15 protein-coding genes are annotated in these 14,147 nt (G+C 69.3%); 11 read left to right on the top strand and 4 right to left on the bottom strand.

Annotated elements, in window-relative coordinates:
• The first annotated feature begins 64 nt into the window (after positions 1-64).
• The 3 genes from dbpA to ACG0Z3_RS07755 all read left to right on the top strand — a co-directional run bounded on the left by dbpA (position 65) and on the right by ACG0Z3_RS07755 (position 2,758).
• Positions 65-1,465: an ATP-dependent RNA helicase DbpA gene (gene dbpA / locus ACG0Z3_RS07765; protein WP_394396707.1), complete on the top strand. Its 1,401-nt coding sequence runs from the start codon at positions 65-67 to the stop codon at positions 1,463-1,465.
• Between the two features lie 76 nt (positions 1,466-1,541).
• Positions 1,542-2,429 (top strand): hypothetical protein, encoded by an 888-nt coding sequence (locus tag ACG0Z3_RS07760; protein WP_394396706.1) that lies wholly within the window; start codon positions 1,542-1,544, stop codon positions 2,427-2,429.
• A 116-nt stretch (positions 2,430-2,545) separates the two neighbouring features.
• Positions 2,546-2,758 (top strand): hypothetical protein, encoded by a 213-nt coding sequence (locus ACG0Z3_RS07755; protein WP_394396705.1) that lies wholly within the window; start codon positions 2,546-2,548, stop codon positions 2,756-2,758.
• 12 nt (positions 2,759-2,770) lie between these two features.
• Here ACG0Z3_RS07755 and ACG0Z3_RS07750 read toward each other — a convergent pair whose 3' ends face one another.
• The 4 genes from ACG0Z3_RS07750 to ACG0Z3_RS07735 all read right to left on the bottom strand — a co-directional run bounded on the left by ACG0Z3_RS07750 (position 2,771) and on the right by ACG0Z3_RS07735 (position 8,120).
• Positions 2,771-4,534 carry a glutamine--tRNA ligase/YqeY domain fusion protein gene (locus tag ACG0Z3_RS07750; protein ID WP_394396704.1) on the bottom strand — a complete coding sequence of 588 codons (1,764 nt, stop codon included), beginning with the start codon at positions 4,532-4,534 and terminating at the stop codon, positions 2,771-2,773.
• A gap of 72 nt (positions 4,535-4,606) precedes the next feature.
• Positions 4,607-5,404, bottom strand: coding sequence for a LytR/AlgR family response regulator transcription factor (locus ACG0Z3_RS07745; protein ID WP_394396703.1), 798 nt, complete (start codon positions 5,402-5,404; stop codon positions 4,607-4,609).
• Positions 5,401-6,495 carry a sensor histidine kinase gene (locus ACG0Z3_RS07740; RefSeq protein WP_394396702.1) on the bottom strand — a complete coding sequence of 365 codons (1,095 nt, stop codon included), beginning with the start codon at positions 6,493-6,495 and terminating at the stop codon, positions 5,401-5,403. The genes ACG0Z3_RS07745 and ACG0Z3_RS07740 overlap by 4 nt, the downstream gene beginning before the upstream one ends.
• 62 nt (positions 6,496-6,557) lie before the next feature.
• Entirely contained in the window at positions 6,558-8,120 is a 1,563-nt protein-coding gene (locus ACG0Z3_RS07735) for a helicase HerA-like domain-containing protein (RefSeq protein WP_394396701.1), read from the bottom strand.
• A gap of 77 nt (positions 8,121-8,197) precedes the next feature.
• Between ACG0Z3_RS07735 and ACG0Z3_RS07730 the strand changes: the two genes are divergently transcribed.
• From ACG0Z3_RS07730 to ACG0Z3_RS07695, 8 genes are read left to right on the top strand one after another with little or no spacing between them, the layout of a single operon-like run.
• A complete protein-coding gene (locus ACG0Z3_RS07730) occupies positions 8,198-8,920 on the top strand; it encodes a YebC/PmpR family DNA-binding transcriptional regulator (protein ID WP_394396700.1) in 723 nt (240 codons plus the stop codon).
• Between the two features lie 3 nt (positions 8,921-8,923).
• Complete coding sequence (gene purD / locus ACG0Z3_RS07725) at positions 8,924-10,210, top strand: phosphoribosylamine--glycine ligase (RefSeq protein ID WP_394396699.1); 1,287 nt, start codon at positions 8,924-8,926, stop codon at positions 10,208-10,210.
• A complete protein-coding gene (locus tag ACG0Z3_RS07720; protein WP_394396698.1) occupies positions 10,207-10,827 on the top strand; it encodes a 1-acyl-sn-glycerol-3-phosphate acyltransferase in 621 nt (206 codons plus the stop codon). Before purD ends, ACG0Z3_RS07720 begins: the two co-directional genes overlap by 4 nt.
• Positions 10,824-11,759 carry an oxygen-dependent coproporphyrinogen oxidase gene (gene hemF, locus ACG0Z3_RS07715; protein WP_394396697.1) on the top strand — a complete coding sequence of 312 codons (936 nt, stop codon included), beginning with the start codon at positions 10,824-10,826 and terminating at the stop codon, positions 11,757-11,759. Before ACG0Z3_RS07720 ends, hemF begins: the two co-directional genes overlap by 4 nt.
• Complete coding sequence (gene nadD / locus ACG0Z3_RS07710) at positions 11,756-12,343, top strand: nicotinate (nicotinamide) nucleotide adenylyltransferase (RefSeq protein ID WP_394396696.1); 588 nt, start codon at positions 11,756-11,758, stop codon at positions 12,341-12,343. The genes hemF and nadD overlap by 4 nt, the downstream gene beginning before the upstream one ends.
• Positions 12,344-13,072: a ribosome silencing factor gene (gene rsfS, locus ACG0Z3_RS07705; RefSeq protein WP_394396695.1), complete on the top strand. Its 729-nt coding sequence runs from the start codon at positions 12,344-12,346 to the stop codon at positions 13,070-13,072.
• Positions 13,072-13,539 carry a 23S rRNA (pseudouridine(1915)-N(3))-methyltransferase RlmH gene (rlmH, locus tag ACG0Z3_RS07700; RefSeq protein ID WP_394396694.1) on the top strand — a complete coding sequence of 156 codons (468 nt, stop codon included), beginning with the start codon at positions 13,072-13,074 and terminating at the stop codon, positions 13,537-13,539. Before rsfS ends, rlmH begins: the two co-directional genes overlap by 1 nt.
• Positions 13,536-14,141, top strand: a complete 606-nt coding sequence (locus ACG0Z3_RS07695; protein WP_394396693.1) for a Maf family protein — start codon at positions 13,536-13,538, stop codon at positions 14,139-14,141. The genes rlmH and ACG0Z3_RS07695 overlap by 4 nt, the downstream gene beginning before the upstream one ends.
• The last annotated feature ends 6 nt before the right edge of the window (positions 14,142-14,147 follow it).

Below are 14,147 nucleotides of genomic sequence, written 5' to 3'. Positions count from 1 at the left end.
TTGCAAGCGTCCTGAACGCGCTGGCCTCCTGTGCGGAAGAAGTCACAGCCTCGACAATCCGACGATGAACGACATTGCCTTCTCCACATTGCCGCTGAGCCCCGCCATGCTGGCCAACCTCGACCAGCTGGGCTACGCGCAGATGACGCCCATCCAGGCCGCCAGCCTGCCGCTGGCCCTCGCGGGGCGCGACGTCATTGGCGAGGCGCAGACCGGCTCCGGCAAGACGGCGGCCTTCGCACTCGCGCTGCTGCACCGCCTGAAGGCTGACCTGCCGCAGGTGCAAGCGCTGGTGCTGGCACCCACGCGCGAGCTGGCCGATCAGGTCACACAGGAGATCCGCCGCCTGGCGCGCGCGGCCGACAACATCAAGGTGCTGAGCCTGTGCGGCGGCAGCCCCATGAAGCCGCAGATCGAGAGCCTGTCCTTCGGCGCCCATATCGCCGTGGGCACGCCGGGCCGCCTCATCGACCACCTGGAGCGCGGCACGTTGGACCTGTCGGCGCTGAACACACTGGTGCTGGACGAGGCCGATCGCATGCTGGACATGGGCTTCCTGGACGACATCAAGAGCATTGCCAAGCGTGCGCCTGCCCAACGGCAGACGCTGCTGTTCTCGGCCACCTTCCCCGACGGGGTGAAGGACATCGCGCAGAAGTTCATGCGCGATCCGCAGACGGTGCAGGTGGCAGGCGCCACCAGTGCCGCCGCGTCGACCATCCGCCAGATCGCCTACGAAGTGACCGAGGCCCAGCGCCTGGACGCCGTACCGCGCCTGCTGCGCGCCTTCCGTCCCGAGTCGACGATTGCCTTCTGCAACACCAAGCAGCAGTGCCGCGACCTGGAGCAGGTGCTGGCCGCGCAGGGCTTCATCGCGCTGGCACTGCATGGCGACCTGGAGCAGCGCGACCGCGACCAGGTGCTGATCCAGTTCGCCAACCGCAGCGCCTCGGTGCTCGTGGCCACCGACGTGGCCGCCCGGGGCCTGGACATCGCCAACCTGGCCTGCGTCATCAACGTGGACATCAGCGCCGACGTGGAGCAGCACGTGCACCGCATCGGCCGCACCGGCCGCGCTGGCGCCGAGGGGCTGGCGCTGAGCCTGGCCAGCCTGGACGAGATGGGCCGTGTGGGCCGCATCGAGCAGCTGCAGGGGGGCGAGTTCAAATGGCTGCCTCTGGACGGGGTGCAGGACGCACCCGGCGGCCCGCTGCTGCCGGCCATGGACACGCTGCAGATCCTCGGCGGCCGCAAGGAGAAGATCCGCCCCGGCGACATCCTGGGGGCGCTGACCGGCGAGGCCGGCTTCACGGCGGCACAGATCGGCAAGATCAACGTCACGGACTTCCACAGTTACGTGGCTGTGCAGCGCAGCATCGCCGCCGATGCGGTGCGCCGCCTGTCGGCCGGCAAGCTCAAGGGGCGCAAGGTCAAGGTGCGGCGCCTGGCCGATCTGCAGGACTGACGGCCTGTTCGAGCGGCCCACTCGGAAGACAGCGCCCCGGCTGCGGGCTACAGTGGCCGCCAAGCGAGGCTGGACCATGCCGCATCGACGCAGTTGGCTGCTGGGAATGGGTGTGCTGCTGCTCGGAGCAGCGATGCCTGCGCGCGCGCATGAATTGACCATCACGCTGCGCGCACCCGACAGCCCCACCGACCTGCGCAATGCCTACGTCCGCGACGCGGTGCAGCTGGCGCTGGACAAGACTCGCGCCTCTGACGGGCCGTACCGGTTGCAGCTGTCCCGGCAGATGAACAAGCGGCGCGCACTGCTGGAGGCGGCGCAGCAGGCGGCGCCCAATTTCCTCATCGCCACGGGCCCGGAGGCGGGCCGGGCGGCCGGGCTGGTGCCGGTGCTGTTCCCCATCCACCTGGGCGTGAACCGCTACCGCGTCTGCTTTGTGCACGGCCCTCAGCAGGCCCGGGTGCGCGAGGTCGGTACGCTGGCCGAGGTGGCGCGGCTGCGCCATGTGCAGGGCCGGGGCTGGGCGGACGTGGACATCCTGCGCGCCAACGGCTTCACGGTCGAAGAGGTCAACACCTATGAGGGCCTGTTCCAGATGGTGGCCCTGGGCCGTGCGGACCTGTTCTGCCGCAGCGTGCTGGAGGTGGGCCAGGAATGGCAGGCCCATGCAGGGCTGCGCGGGCTGGCGCTGGATGACGGGCTGATGCTGGTCTACGACCTGCCGCAGTACCTCTACACCCACCCGGGCAATCAGGCGGTCATCGAGCGGCTTGCGCGTGGCCTGCGGCTGGCGCATGCCGACGGGTCGCTGCAGGCCCTGTTGCGCCAGCATCTGCAGCCGTCGCTGGCCCTGCTGAACCTCGCGCAGCGGCGGCAGCTGCCGTTGACGCTGCCGTCGCCGCCCGGGGCGGAGATGGATGACCGGCCCTTCCAGCTCGACCTGCTGCGCCCTGCCTCACGCTGATCCGTGACATCCGGCGCGCGCCCCGCCAGACGCGGGGGTGAGGGCGGCGGCCTGCGACGTTTGCACGCGCGAGTCGCCATGGGCGTGACTAGTCTGGAGGCAAGACGAGGTGCTCCATGAACTCACGCCCCATGCCGTTGATGCCCGACCATTACGAACTGCGCTTCGAGTCGCTGTTCCAGGCCGGCCGCGCGCTGGCTTTTCCGTGCGATGCGCAGGGCGGCGTGCTGCTGGATGCGCTCAGCGAGCAGGCGCGCCAGAACTACCTGTTCGCCAGGGCCGTGGTGGGGCGGGACTATGCCGCGCCCATCGTGCTGCGCCGGCGATGAGCCGGCGCCGCCTCACTTGGCGAAACTGTCCTTCAGCCCGGTGATCTTGTTGAACACCGGCTTGTCGGCGCGGTGGTCCACGCGGTCGGTTACGAAGTAGCCGTGGCGTTCGAACTGCCAGCGCTGGTCGGCTGCGGCGCCGGCCAACGAGGGCTCGACAAAGCCCTGCACCACGCGCAGCGAGTGCGGGTTCACGAAGGCCAGGAAGTCGCGGCCGCCGGCGTCGGGCTGCGGCTCGGTGAACAGGCGCTCGTACAGCCGCACCTCGGCCACGACGGCCTCGTGGGCACCCACCCAGCCGATGACGCCCTTGACCTTGACCGAGTCGGCGCCCGGCGTGCCGCTCTTGGTGTCTGGGATGACGGTGGCCAGCACGGCGGTGACCTGGCCGTCGGCGTCCTTTTCGGCGCCGGTGCACTCGATGACGTAGCCCGCCTTCAGGCGCACCTTGTTGCCCGGGAACAGTCGGAAGTAGCCCTTCACGGGCGTTTCCATGAAGTCCTCGGCCTCGATCCACAGCTCGGGGCCTAGCGAGAACCGGCGCAGGCCCAGCTCGGGCTTGTGCGGGTGGGCGGCCACCTCGCAGGGCTCGCGGTGCTCGGCGCTGCCGAACACCTCTGTGTAGTTCGTCAGCTTGAGCTTGAGCGGCTGCAGCACGGCGAAGGCGCGGGGCGCCTGCGGCTCCAGGTCAGCACGCAGGGCCTGGTCCAGCACGGTGTCGTCGATCCAGGCGTTCTGCTTGCTGGCGCCGGTGGCTTCCACCATCGCGCGGATGCTCGCGGGCGTGAAGCCGCGGCGGCGCAGGCCGACGAGCGTGGGCATGCGCGGGTCGTCCCAGCCGCTGACGTGCTTGTCCTCGACCAGTTGGCGCAGCTTGCGCTTGCTGGTGACGACGTAGTTCAGGTTCAGGCGGCCGAACTCGATCTGCTGGGGCAGCGGCCGGGCCAGCAGGCCCAGGTCGGCGAGCTGGTTCAGCAGCCAGTCGTAGAAGGGGCGCTGGTCCTCGAACTCCAACGTGCAGATGCTGTGCGTGATGCGCTCCAGCGCGTCCTCGATGGGGTGCGCGAAGGTGTACATCGGGTAGATGCACCAGGTGTTGCCGGTGGCGTGGTGCTCGGCGTGCTTGATGCGGTACAGCGTCGGGTCGCGCAGGTTGATGTTGGGCGAGGCCATGTCGATCTTGGCCCGCAGCACCATGGCGCCGTCGGCGTGCCGGCCGTCGCGCATCTCGCGCAGGCGGGCCAGGTTCTCCTCGGCGGAGCGGTTGCGAAAGGGGCTGTCGACGCCAGGCCGGCCGAAGTCACCCCGGTTGGCGCGCATGTCCTCGGCGGACTGTTCGTCCACATAGGCCAGCCCCGCGTTCACCAGCGCCTCGGCGGCGGCGTACATGAAGTCGAAGTAGCTGCTAGCCTCGAAGAGGTGGTCGCCCCAGCTCCAGCCCAGCCACTGCACCATCTCCTTGATGGCGTTGACGTACTCCAGCTCCTCCTTCTCGGGGTTGGTGTCGTCGAAGCGCAGGTGGCAGGCGCCGCCGTAGTCGCGCGCGAGGCCGAAGTTCAGGCAGATGCTCTTGGCATGGCCGATGTGCAGGTAGCCGTTGGGCTCGGGCGGGAAGCGGGTGCGGATGCGCGCCGCATCCAGCGGCGCGGCCGCGTGGTGGGCCGCATCGCCGGGTGTGCCGCTGAAGCGGCGGCCGTCGAAGGCGCCGGTGTCGAGATCGCTCTCGATGCGCTGGCGCAGGAAGTTGGTGGCGGGTGCGGCAGGGGTCTGGCTCATCGGCGGGCTCTGGAAACGGATGCGGGCCGCGTGGCGGCCCGCAATGATGGCGGTGATTTTAAGGAGTGCGGGCTACTGCGGCTTGAAACGGCTCGCGTGCACGCGGCTGACCGTCAGCGTCTCGGGGCGTTGGCGCAGCGTCAGCAGCACCGTGCCGTTCTCCTGGCGCTGGGCGCGGGCCACCGCGTCGATGTGGACCACGGTGGAGCGGTGCACCTGCCAGAAGCGCCCGGCGTCCAGCTGCGGCAGCAGCTCGCGAAGCGACTGCCGCACCCAGTAGTCGCGCTGCGCCGTCACCGCGCGCACGTACTTGTCGGCGGCCTCCAGGTAGACGATGTCCTCCACCGGCACCAGCTCAACCGCGTCGCCCACGGCAGCCTGCAGATGGCGCAGCCGCGGCGCGGGGGCAACAGCCTGGCTGAGTAGCTGGTGCAGCGAGGCCAGCGTCGTCGCCCCGTGCTCGAGCAGGGCCAGCCGTGCCTGCAGGCGCTCGGCGCAGCGGGCCAGCCGCTCGGGCGTGACGGGCTTGAGCAGGTAGTCCGCCGCCGCCGCGTCGAAGGCCTGCAGCGCGTACTGGTCGTAGGCCGTCACGAACACGAACAGGGGCAGGGCGCTGCCGTCCGCTGGCCAGTCCTCGGTGATGGCCTGTGCGGCCTCCAGGCCGGTCATGCCGGGCATGCGGATGTCCAGGAAGCACGCGCGTGGCCGGTGCAGCAGCGCCAGCTCGACGGCCGCCGTTCCGCTGCCAGCCTGGGCGATGATGCGCAGCGCCGGCCACGCGCTGGCCAGCTCGGCGCGCAGGTTGTCGGCCAGCAGCGGCTCGTCTTCGGCGATGAGCGCGGTCGGGGCAGTCAGAGCGGTGTCGGTCATGCTGGCAGCTCGATGCGGGCCATGCTGCCACCGCCGGCCTGCGGGGTCAGCTCGAAGTGGGCGGCGTCGCCATAGCGCTGGGCCAGGCGCTCGCGCACCTGTGCGAGGCCGAAGCCGGTGCCCGCGCCGGCCGCCGACGGCTTCGCGGGCAGGCCAGTGCCGTTGTCGGCCACCTCCAGTGTCAGCCGCCGGCCCTGCAGCGCGGCGGACACGCGCAGCTCGCCACCGTCCACATGCGGCTCCAGGCCGTGCTGGATGGCGTTCTCCACCAGCGGCTGCAGCAGCAGCGGCGGCACGCCCAGGCCGGCGAGCGCCGCCGGCAGGTCCAGCCTCACGCGCAGCCGCTCGCCCATGCGCAGTTGCATCAGCGCGAGGTAGTCGGACAGGCGCTCGAACTCCTCGGCCAGCGTGTGCTCGGTGCTGCGGCTGGCCAGCAGCGTGGCGCGCAGGTAGTCGATCAGGCGGTCCAGCATCTGCTGGGCCTCGTCGGGCCGCAGCTTGATGAGCACGCGCAGGTGGGCCAGCGTGTTGAACAGCATGTGCGGCTCCAGCTGGCTTTGCAATAGCGTCAACCGGGCCTCGGCCGCCTGGCGCTCGGCCTGGGCCTGTTGCAGCCGGGCGGCGTTGAGTTTGTAGACGGCGAAGAAGAACATCGACGACAGCAGCGACACCAGCAGCGTGAAGCTCAGCGACAGCGCAAAGCGCCGGTCCGTCAGGTCCCAGGGCAGGGTCGAGCGGTTGCCGCTCAGCGTGTCGGCCAGCCACTGGCCGCTGGTGAAGCCCATGACCGAGCCCAGCAGCACGCAGGGCATCATCCAGATCCAGCCCACCCATACCTTGCGCGGTGCGCTCGGCGCGCCGTGCCAGCGTCGCAGCAGCCATTCCACGCCCTGCAGCAGCAGCGCGATGTAGGCCGAGATCTGCACGCCGATCGAGAACGAGTACAGCATGCTCATGGCGAACTGGCCGCCACGGATCAGGTAGTTCAGCAGGCCGACGATGACGCAGATGGCCACCGTGCCGCCGATGTGGATGGCCCAGTCGTGGCGCTGGGGTGAGGGCGTCGTGCTCATGCCGTCAGCATCGCGCATGGCCGCAACAGGCGCTGCTGGCCTGCGACGGCCGGGCGCTGGATGGCGCCAACGGGCGACGCTCAGCGCCGGCGGCCACCGCCGCCCAGGATGCTGCCCAGCACGCCGCGGATGATCTCGCGCCCCACGGCCGAGCCGATGCTGCGCATGGCAGACTGCGCCGCCGCCTCGGCCAGTCCCGGGCGGCGTCCGCCGCGCGGGCCGGTGCTGCCGAACAGCACATCCTTGAGGCCGCCCATCAGGTCGCCGCCGTCGTCGGTCTCGGCTGGCGCAGGGGCCTGGGTGCCGCCGGTGCCGGTGCCCTTGAAAACGGCGCCGGCTTCCGCCGCCATGCCTCCGCCGGCCGGGGTCGCGGCCTTGCCCATGAGCTTCTCGTAGGCCGATTCGCGGTCCAACTGCTTCTCGTAGACGCCGGCTACCAGAGAGTTGGTGATGAGGGCCTGCCGTTGTTGCGGCGAGATGGGGCCGATCTGGCTGCCTGGCGGCAGAACAAACACACGCTCGGTGATGCTGGGCCGGCCCTTGTCGTCCAGCAGGCTCACCAGCGCCTCGCCGACGCCCAGCTCTGTGATGGCGGCTGCGATGTCCAGCCCCGGCTTGGCGCGCATGGTCTCGGCCGCGCTCTTGACGGCCTTCTGGTCGCGCGGCGTGAACGCGCGCAGCGCATGCTGCACGCGGTTGCCCAACTGGCCCAGCACGGCGTCGGGGATGTCCAGCGGGTTCTGCGTCACGAAATAGACGCCCACGCCCTTGGAGCGCACCAGGCGCACCACCAGCTCGATGCGCTCCACCAGCGCGTCCGGTGCGTCCTTGAACAGCAGGTGGGCCTCGTCGAAGAAGAACACCAGCTTCGGCTTGTCCAGGTCGCCCACCTCGGGCAGCGTCTCGAACAGCTCGGACAGCATCCAAAGCAGGAAGGTCGCGTACAGCCGCGGCGCGTTCATCAGCTTGTCGGCGGCCAGCACGTTGATGACGCCCAGGCCCGACTCGGTTTGCATGAAGTCGGCGATGTTCAGCATGGGCTCGCCGAAGAACTTGTCGCCACCTTGGGCCTCGATCTGCAGCAGGCCGCGCTGGATGGCGCCCACGCTGGCAGCCGACACGTTGCCGTACTGCGTCGTGAACTGGCTGGCGTTATCGCCCACGTGCTGCAGCATGGCGCGCAGATCCTTCAGGTCCAGCAGCAGCAGGCCGTGGTCGTCGGCGATCTTGAACACCATCTGCAGCACGCCGGCCTGGGTCTCGTTCAGTGCCAGCATGCGCGCCAGCAGCAGCGGGCCCATGTCCGAGACGGTGGCGCGTACCGGGTGCCCCTGTTCGCCGAACACGTCCCACAGCGTCGTGGGGCAGGCGATCTTGTCGGGCGGGGCGATGCCGCGCTCCTTGAGCACGGCCAACAGCTTGTCGCTAGGGGCGCCGGCCTGGCTGATGCCGGTCAGGTCGCCCTTCACATCGGCCATGAAGACGGGCACGCCGATCTTGGAAAAGTTCTCGGCCAGCGTCTGCAGGCTGATGGTTTTGCCGGTGCCTGTGGCACCGGTGATGAGGCCGTGGCGATTGGCCAGCGCGGGCAGCAGCAGGCACTCGATGTCGCCATGGCGGGCCAGCAGGATCGGGTCGGTCATGGGCGCTCCTCTAAAATCACTCTTCTGCCAACGATAAATCAGGCCGCTGCACTGTCAGACGGCCGGGAGCCGAACTTATGGCTGGTCATTCCAAATGGGCCAACATCCAACACCGCAAAGGCCGCCAGGACGAGAAGCGCGGCAAGATCTGGACGCGCATCATCCGTGAGATCACGGTGGCGGCGCGCCAGGGCGGCCCCGACATCAAGGACAACCCGCGCCTGCGGCTGGCCGTCGACAAGGCCAAGGCCGCCAACATGCCGGCCGACCGCATCAAGTACAACATCGACAAGGCCAGCGGCAACATCGATGGCCTGACGTACGAGGAAATCCGCTACGAGGGCTACGGCATCGCCGGTGCCGCCATCATGATCGACACGATGACGGACAACCGCGTCCGCACCGTGGCCGAGGTGCGCCACGCCTTCAGCAAGTACGGCGGCAACATGGGCACGGATGGCTCCGTGGCCTTCCAGTTCAAGCACGTCGGCCAGTTGCTGTTCGCGCCGGGCACGTCGGAAGACCGGGTCATGGAGGTGGCGCTGGATGCCGGCGCCGAGGACGTGATCACCGGGGACGACGGTGCCATCGAAGTGCTGACCTCGCCTGCCGACTACGAAGTCGTCAAGGCCGCGCTGGAAGCAGCTGGCCTGGTGCCGGAGCTGTCGGAAGTGACGATGCGCCCCGAGAACACGATTGCGCTGACCGGCGAGGACGCCGAGCGCATGCAAAAACTGCTGGACGTCATCGAGGATCTCGACGACACGCAGGCGGTTTATCACAACGCCGAACTGGGCTGAACGATGAAAGTTCTTGTTATCGGCAACGGCGGCCGTGAGCACGCCCTGGGCTGGAAGCTGCTGCAGGGCGAGCGCGTCAGCCAGGTGTTCGTGGCGCCGGGCAACGGCGGCACGGCCCGCGACGCGCGTCTGCACAACGTGGCCATTGCGCCCACCGACGTCAAGGCGCTGGCCGACTTCGCCGTGGAGCAGAAGATCGCGCTGACCGTCGTCGGCCCCGAGGCCGCGCTGGCGGCGGGTGTCGTGGATGAATTCCGGGCGCGCGGTCTGCGCATCTTCGGCCCCACACAGGCGGCCGCGCAGCTGGAGAGCTCCAAGGCCTTCGCCAAGGATTTCATGAAGCGCCATGGCATCCCGACGGCGGCCTACGAGACCTTCTCCGACCCGGTTGCGGCCCATGCCTACGTGGACGGCCGCGGCGCGCCCATCGTCATCAAGGCCGACGGCCTGGCGGCGGGCAAGGGCGTCGTCGTCGCGACGACGCTGGCCGAGGCCCACGAGGCGATCTCGTGGATCCTGGAGGACAACAAGCTGGGCGTCACGCACAACGCGGGTGGCGCGCGCGTCGTCATCGAGGACTTCCTCGCCGGTGAGGAGGCCAGCTTCATCGTCGTTTGCGACGGCAGGCATGTCGTATCTCTGGCCACCAGCCAGGATCACAAGCGCCTGCTGGACGGCGATGAAGGCCCCAACACCGGCGGCATGGGCGCGTACTCGCCCGCGCCGGTCGTCACGCCCAATGTGCATGCCAAGGTCATGCACGAGATCATCCAGCCGACCATCGCCGGCATGGCCAAGGACGGGCATCCGTTCACCGGCTTCCTTTACGCCGGCCTGATGATCGACGAGCACGGTCAGCCGCGCACGGTCGAGTTCAACACCCGCATGGGCGACCCGGAGACGCAGCCCATCATGATGCGGCTCAAGAGCGACCTGTTCGAGCTGCTGATGCACGCCACCGATGGAACGCTGGACGAGGTCGAGCTGCAGTGGGACCGCCGCGTGGCGCTGGGCGTGGTGCTCGCGGCCCAGGGCTATCCGCTGGACCCACGCAAGGGCGATGCCATCACCGGCCTGCCAGCCGATCAGGCGGAGGCCATGGTCTTCCACGCTGGCACGGCGGAGCAGGACGGCAAGCTGGTCACCAGCGGTGGCCGCGTGCTGTGCGTGACGGCGCTGGGCGAATCGGCCCGCACGGCGGCGCAGGCAGCCTACGAGGTGGCGGCCGGTATCCAGTTCGCGGGCCGGCAATACCGGTCCGACATCGGCCACCGCGCCATCAAGCGTTGACGCGATATCCCGCCGTTCTCGCCGGGCCGTGGCTGCCGACGGGCCGTCACAGCCGGCTGGCCCATGCGGTGCTGGGGCTGTCCGGCTGGACGGTAGACGTGCCCGGCCTGCCAGCCGAGCAGGGCGTCATCTTGGTTTATCCGCACACGTCCAACTGGGATTTCGTCATCGGCGTGCTCGCCAAGTGGGCGCTGGGCCTGCAACTGCGCTTCTGGGGCAAGGACAGCCTGTTCAAGGTGCCGCTGCTGGGCCACTGGGCGCGCTGGATCGGCGGCGTGGCGGTGGACCGCAACAGCCCGCATGGGCTGGTCGGCGACACCGTGCGCCAGATGCGCGAGGCGGCTCGGCGCGGTGAGCGCTTCTGGCTGGCGGCTGCGCCGGAAGGCACGCGCTCGCTGGCCACCGGCTGGCGCACCGGCGCCTACCAGGTGGCCGTGCAGGCCGGCGTGCCGGTGGGCCTGTGCTATTTCGATTTCCAGCAGCGGGCTGTGTGCCTGACCCGCTTCGTGACCCTGACGGGCGAGGTCGATGCCGACTTCGCCGCTTTTGCCGACTACCTCGGCCCACGCGTGGGCAAGCGCCCCGCGCTGGCCAGCCCCATCCGCCCCAGAACATGAATTCACAAGCCGTTCGCGACTACCTGCTGGGCCTGCAGCAACGCATCGTCGAGGCGCTCGAGGGCGTTGACGGCAACGCCTTCCTGAGCGACGGCTGGACCCGCGAGCCCGGCGGCCGGCTGGAGGGTGACGGTCTGTCGCGCCTCATCGAGGGCGGCGCGGTGTTCGAGCGCGGCGGTGTCAACTTCTCGCACGTGAAGGGCCGGGTCTTGCCGCCCTCGGCCACCCAGCACCGGCCCGAGCTGGCCGGCGCGCCGTTCGAGGCCATGGGCGTGTCGTTGGTGCTGCACCCGCACAACCCCTTCGTGCCGACGGTGCACATGAATGTGCGCATGTTCGCGGCGCTGCCGGCGAACGGGCCAGCCGTCACCTGGTTCGGCGGTGGCATGGACCTGACGCCCTACTACGGCTACGAGCGCGATGCGCAGCACTTCCACCGCGTCTGCCGTGACGCGCTTGGCAGCCACGGCGAGGCACTGCACCCGAAGTTCAAGACCTGGTGCGACGAGTACTTCTTCCTGAAGCACCGCAACGAACCGCGTGGCGTGGGCGGCATCTTCTTTGACGACTTCGCCGAAGGCGGTTTCGATCAAGGCTTCGCCCTGATCCGCTCGGTGGGCGATGCCTTCCTGGCGGCCTACGTGCCCATCGTCGAGCGCCGCCAGGGCTATGCCTATGGCGAGCGTGAGCGCGACTTCCAGGCCTACCGGCGCGGCCGCTACGTCGAGTTCAACCTCGTGTGGGACCGCGGGACGCTGTTTGGCCTGCAGTCAGGCGGGCGCACCGAATCCATCCTGATGTCCATGCCGCCGCAGGTGACCTGGCGCTACGACTGGGCGCCCGAGCCGGGCAGCCCGGAGGCGCGGCTGTACACGGACTTCCTGCGCCCCCGCGACTGGGCGGACGAGACGCCCACGGCGCTGTGGCTATGAGGCTCGCGCTGTTCGGCGGCAGTTTCGACCCGCCTCACCTGGGCCACCTGGCCTTTGCCCGTTTCGCGCTGGAGGCGCTGGCGCCAGAGCGGCTGCTGTGGCTGCCTGCCGGCCGTCAGTGGCAGAAGCCCGACCAGGTCATGGCCGCCGGCGCGCACCGCGTGCAAATGTTGCGGCTGCTGACGGCGGGCGAGCCACGCTTCGCCGTCGACGACCGCGAGCTGCACCGCCGCGGCCCCAGCTTCACGGCCGACACGCTGGGCGAGTTCCAACGCGAGACGCCGCAGGCCGAGCTGATGTTTCTCATTGGCCAGGATCAGTACGCTCGCCTGCCTTCCTGGTACCGTGCCGAGGCGGTGACGCAGCTCGCCACGCTGGTCGTCGTGCCGCGTGCGGGCGAGGCCGTCGTGACGCCGCCCGGCATGCCGCCGCACCGCCTGCAGGTGCTGAACCTGCCGGACATCCCCCTTTCATCTACCGCCGTGCGCGACGCGATCGTGCGTGGCGACGACATCAGCCCCTTGGTGGGCGCCGACGTGGCGAGCTATATTGACTCGCACCGTCTCTACGGGAAGAAGCCCTGAATGGACATTCGCAAGCTGCAACGGGCCATCGTCGATGGTCTCGAAGACGTCAAGGCTCAGAACATCGTCGTGTTCAACACCGAACACCTCTCACCGCTGTTCGAGCGCGTCATCATTGCCTCCGGCACCAGCAACCGCCAGACCAAGGCGCTCGCATCCAGCGTGCGTGAATCGGTCAAGGGTGGCGGCATGCAGGTCATGCGCACCGAGGGCGAAGACAACGGTGAGTGGATCATCGTGGACTGCGGCGCCGCCGTCGTGCACGTGATGCAGCCTGCCATCCGCGACTACTACCGCCTGGAGGAAATCTGGGGCGGCAAGCCGGTCAAGCTCAAGGTCGCCAGCGGCGAGACCAAGCTCGTGAAGGCCTCCGAGGAGGCCGCGCCGGCTGCCAAGACCGCTGCCAAGAAGGCGCCCGCCAAGAAGGCGGCAGCCCCGGCCAAGAAGGCCGCGCCGGCCGCCAAGACCGTTGCCAAGAAGGCGCCCGCGAAGAAGACGCCGGCCCGCGTCGTCGACGCCAAGACGCCGGCCGCCAAGACCATCAAGGTCGGCGCTGCCAAGCCTGCGGCCAAGAAGCCTGTCGCCAAGAAGGCTGCCGTGAAGACGACGGTGGGCGTGAAGAAGGCCGCGCCGGCCAAGACTGCGGCCAAGGCGGCAGTCAAGACCACCGCCAAGGCCGCGCCGGCCAAGAAGGTGGCCGCCAAGAAGGCGCCTGCCAAGAAGGGCTGATGCGGCTCTTTCTTGTCGCCGTGGGCCAGCGTCAGCCGGCCTGGGCAGACAGCGCCTATGAGGACTTTGCCAAGCGCTTCCCGCCCGAGCTGCGGCTGGAGCTCAAGGCCGTCAAGGCCGAGACGCGCGGCAGCAAGACGGCCGACCAGCTGATGGCGGCCGAAGCGGCGCGCATCGAGGCCGCGTTGCCCAAAGGTGTGCGCCGCATCATCCTGGATGAGCGCGGCGAGCGCCGCACCTCCGTCCAACTCGCTGAGCGTTTGAAGCTGTGGATGGGCGAGGGCCGTGACGCTGCCCTCATCATCGGCGGCCCGGACGGGCTGCACCCTGACTTGAAGGCCACGGCTGACGAGACGCTGCGCTTGTCCGACCTGACGCTGCCGCATGCGTTCGCCCGCGTGCTGCTCGCCGAGGGCCTGTACCGTGCCTGGACCGTGACGACCGGCCATCCCTACCACCGCGAATGACCGCACCGCTGCTCTACCTTGCCTCGCAAAGCCCGCGCCGCCGCCAGCTGCTGGATCAGCTGGGCGTGCAGCATGAGCTGCTGCTGCCCGGAGCCGACGAGGATGCCGAGGCGCTGGAAGCTGTGCAGCCCGGCGAGCAGCCCGAGGCCTACTGCGTCCGCGTGACCGGTGCCAAGCTGGACGCCGCACTGGCGCGTCGCGTCGCGCGGGGACTGCCGCCGGCGCCCATCCTGTGCGCCGACACGACGGTGGCCGTCGACGGCCTCATCCTCGGCAAGCCCGAGGACGAGGCCGACGCGCGTCGCATGCTGGCGCTGCTGTCGGGCCGGGGGCACCGCGTCATCACGGCGGTTGCCGTGGCCGATGGCATGCAGCGTGCGGCGATGCTGAACGTGTCGCGCGTCGAGTTCGCGCCGCTGACCGCCGCGCAGATCGCCCGCTACGTCGCCAGCCGCGAACCCTTCGGCAAGGCTGGTGCCTATGCCATCCAGAGCCAGGCGGCAGCCTGGATCGTGAACATTGCCGGCAGCTACTCGGGCATCATGGGGTTGCCCCTCTTTGAGACTGCTTCCCTGTTGGAGAAATTCGGTTTCGAGTTCTGACGCCTG

Source organism: Pelomonas margarita, assembly GCF_043555875.1.
GTDB lineage: Bacteria > Pseudomonadota > Gammaproteobacteria > Burkholderiales > Burkholderiaceae_C > Pelomonas > Pelomonas margarita.
This window is presented reverse-complemented; position numbering and strand designations above follow the sequence as displayed.

Bases quoted from the DNA above. Each gene is read 5' to 3' on its own strand.
- nadD (WP_394396696.1), top strand. From the start codon at position 11,756: ATGAGGCTCGCGCTGTTCGGCGGCAGTTTCGACCCGCCTCACCTGGGC.
- ACG0Z3_RS07750 (WP_394396704.1), bottom strand. From the start codon at position 4,534: ATGAGCCAGACCCCTGCCGCACCCGCCACCAACTTCCTGCGCCAGCGC.
- ACG0Z3_RS07695 (WP_394396693.1), top strand. From the start codon at position 13,536: ATGACCGCACCGCTGCTCTACCTTGCCTCGCAAAGCCCGCGCCGCCGC.
- ACG0Z3_RS07745 (WP_394396703.1), bottom strand. From the start codon at position 5,404: ATGACCGACACCGCTCTGACTGCCCCGACCGCGCTCATCGCCGAAGAC.
- hemF (WP_394396697.1), top strand. From the start codon at position 10,824: ATGAATTCACAAGCCGTTCGCGACTACCTGCTGGGCCTGCAGCAACGC.
- ACG0Z3_RS07755 (WP_394396705.1), top strand. From the start codon at position 2,546: ATGAACTCACGCCCCATGCCGTTGATGCCCGACCATTACGAACTGCGC.
- rlmH (WP_394396694.1), top strand. From the start codon at position 13,072: ATGCGGCTCTTTCTTGTCGCCGTGGGCCAGCGTCAGCCGGCCTGGGCA.
- purD (WP_394396699.1), top strand. From the start codon at position 8,924: ATGAAAGTTCTTGTTATCGGCAACGGCGGCCGTGAGCACGCCCTGGGC.
- rsfS (WP_394396695.1), top strand. From the start codon at position 12,344: ATGGACATTCGCAAGCTGCAACGGGCCATCGTCGATGGTCTCGAAGAC.
- ACG0Z3_RS07735 (WP_394396701.1), bottom strand. From the start codon at position 8,120: ATGACCGACCCGATCCTGCTGGCCCGCCATGGCGACATCGAGTGCCTG.
- ACG0Z3_RS07730 (WP_394396700.1), top strand. From the start codon at position 8,198: ATGGCTGGTCATTCCAAATGGGCCAACATCCAACACCGCAAAGGCCGC.
- dbpA (WP_394396707.1), top strand. From the start codon at position 65: ATGAACGACATTGCCTTCTCCACATTGCCGCTGAGCCCCGCCATGCTG.
- ACG0Z3_RS07760 (WP_394396706.1), top strand. From the start codon at position 1,542: ATGCCGCATCGACGCAGTTGGCTGCTGGGAATGGGTGTGCTGCTGCTC.
- ACG0Z3_RS07740 (WP_394396702.1), bottom strand. From the start codon at position 6,495: ATGCGCGATGCTGACGGCATGAGCACGACGCCCTCACCCCAGCGCCAC.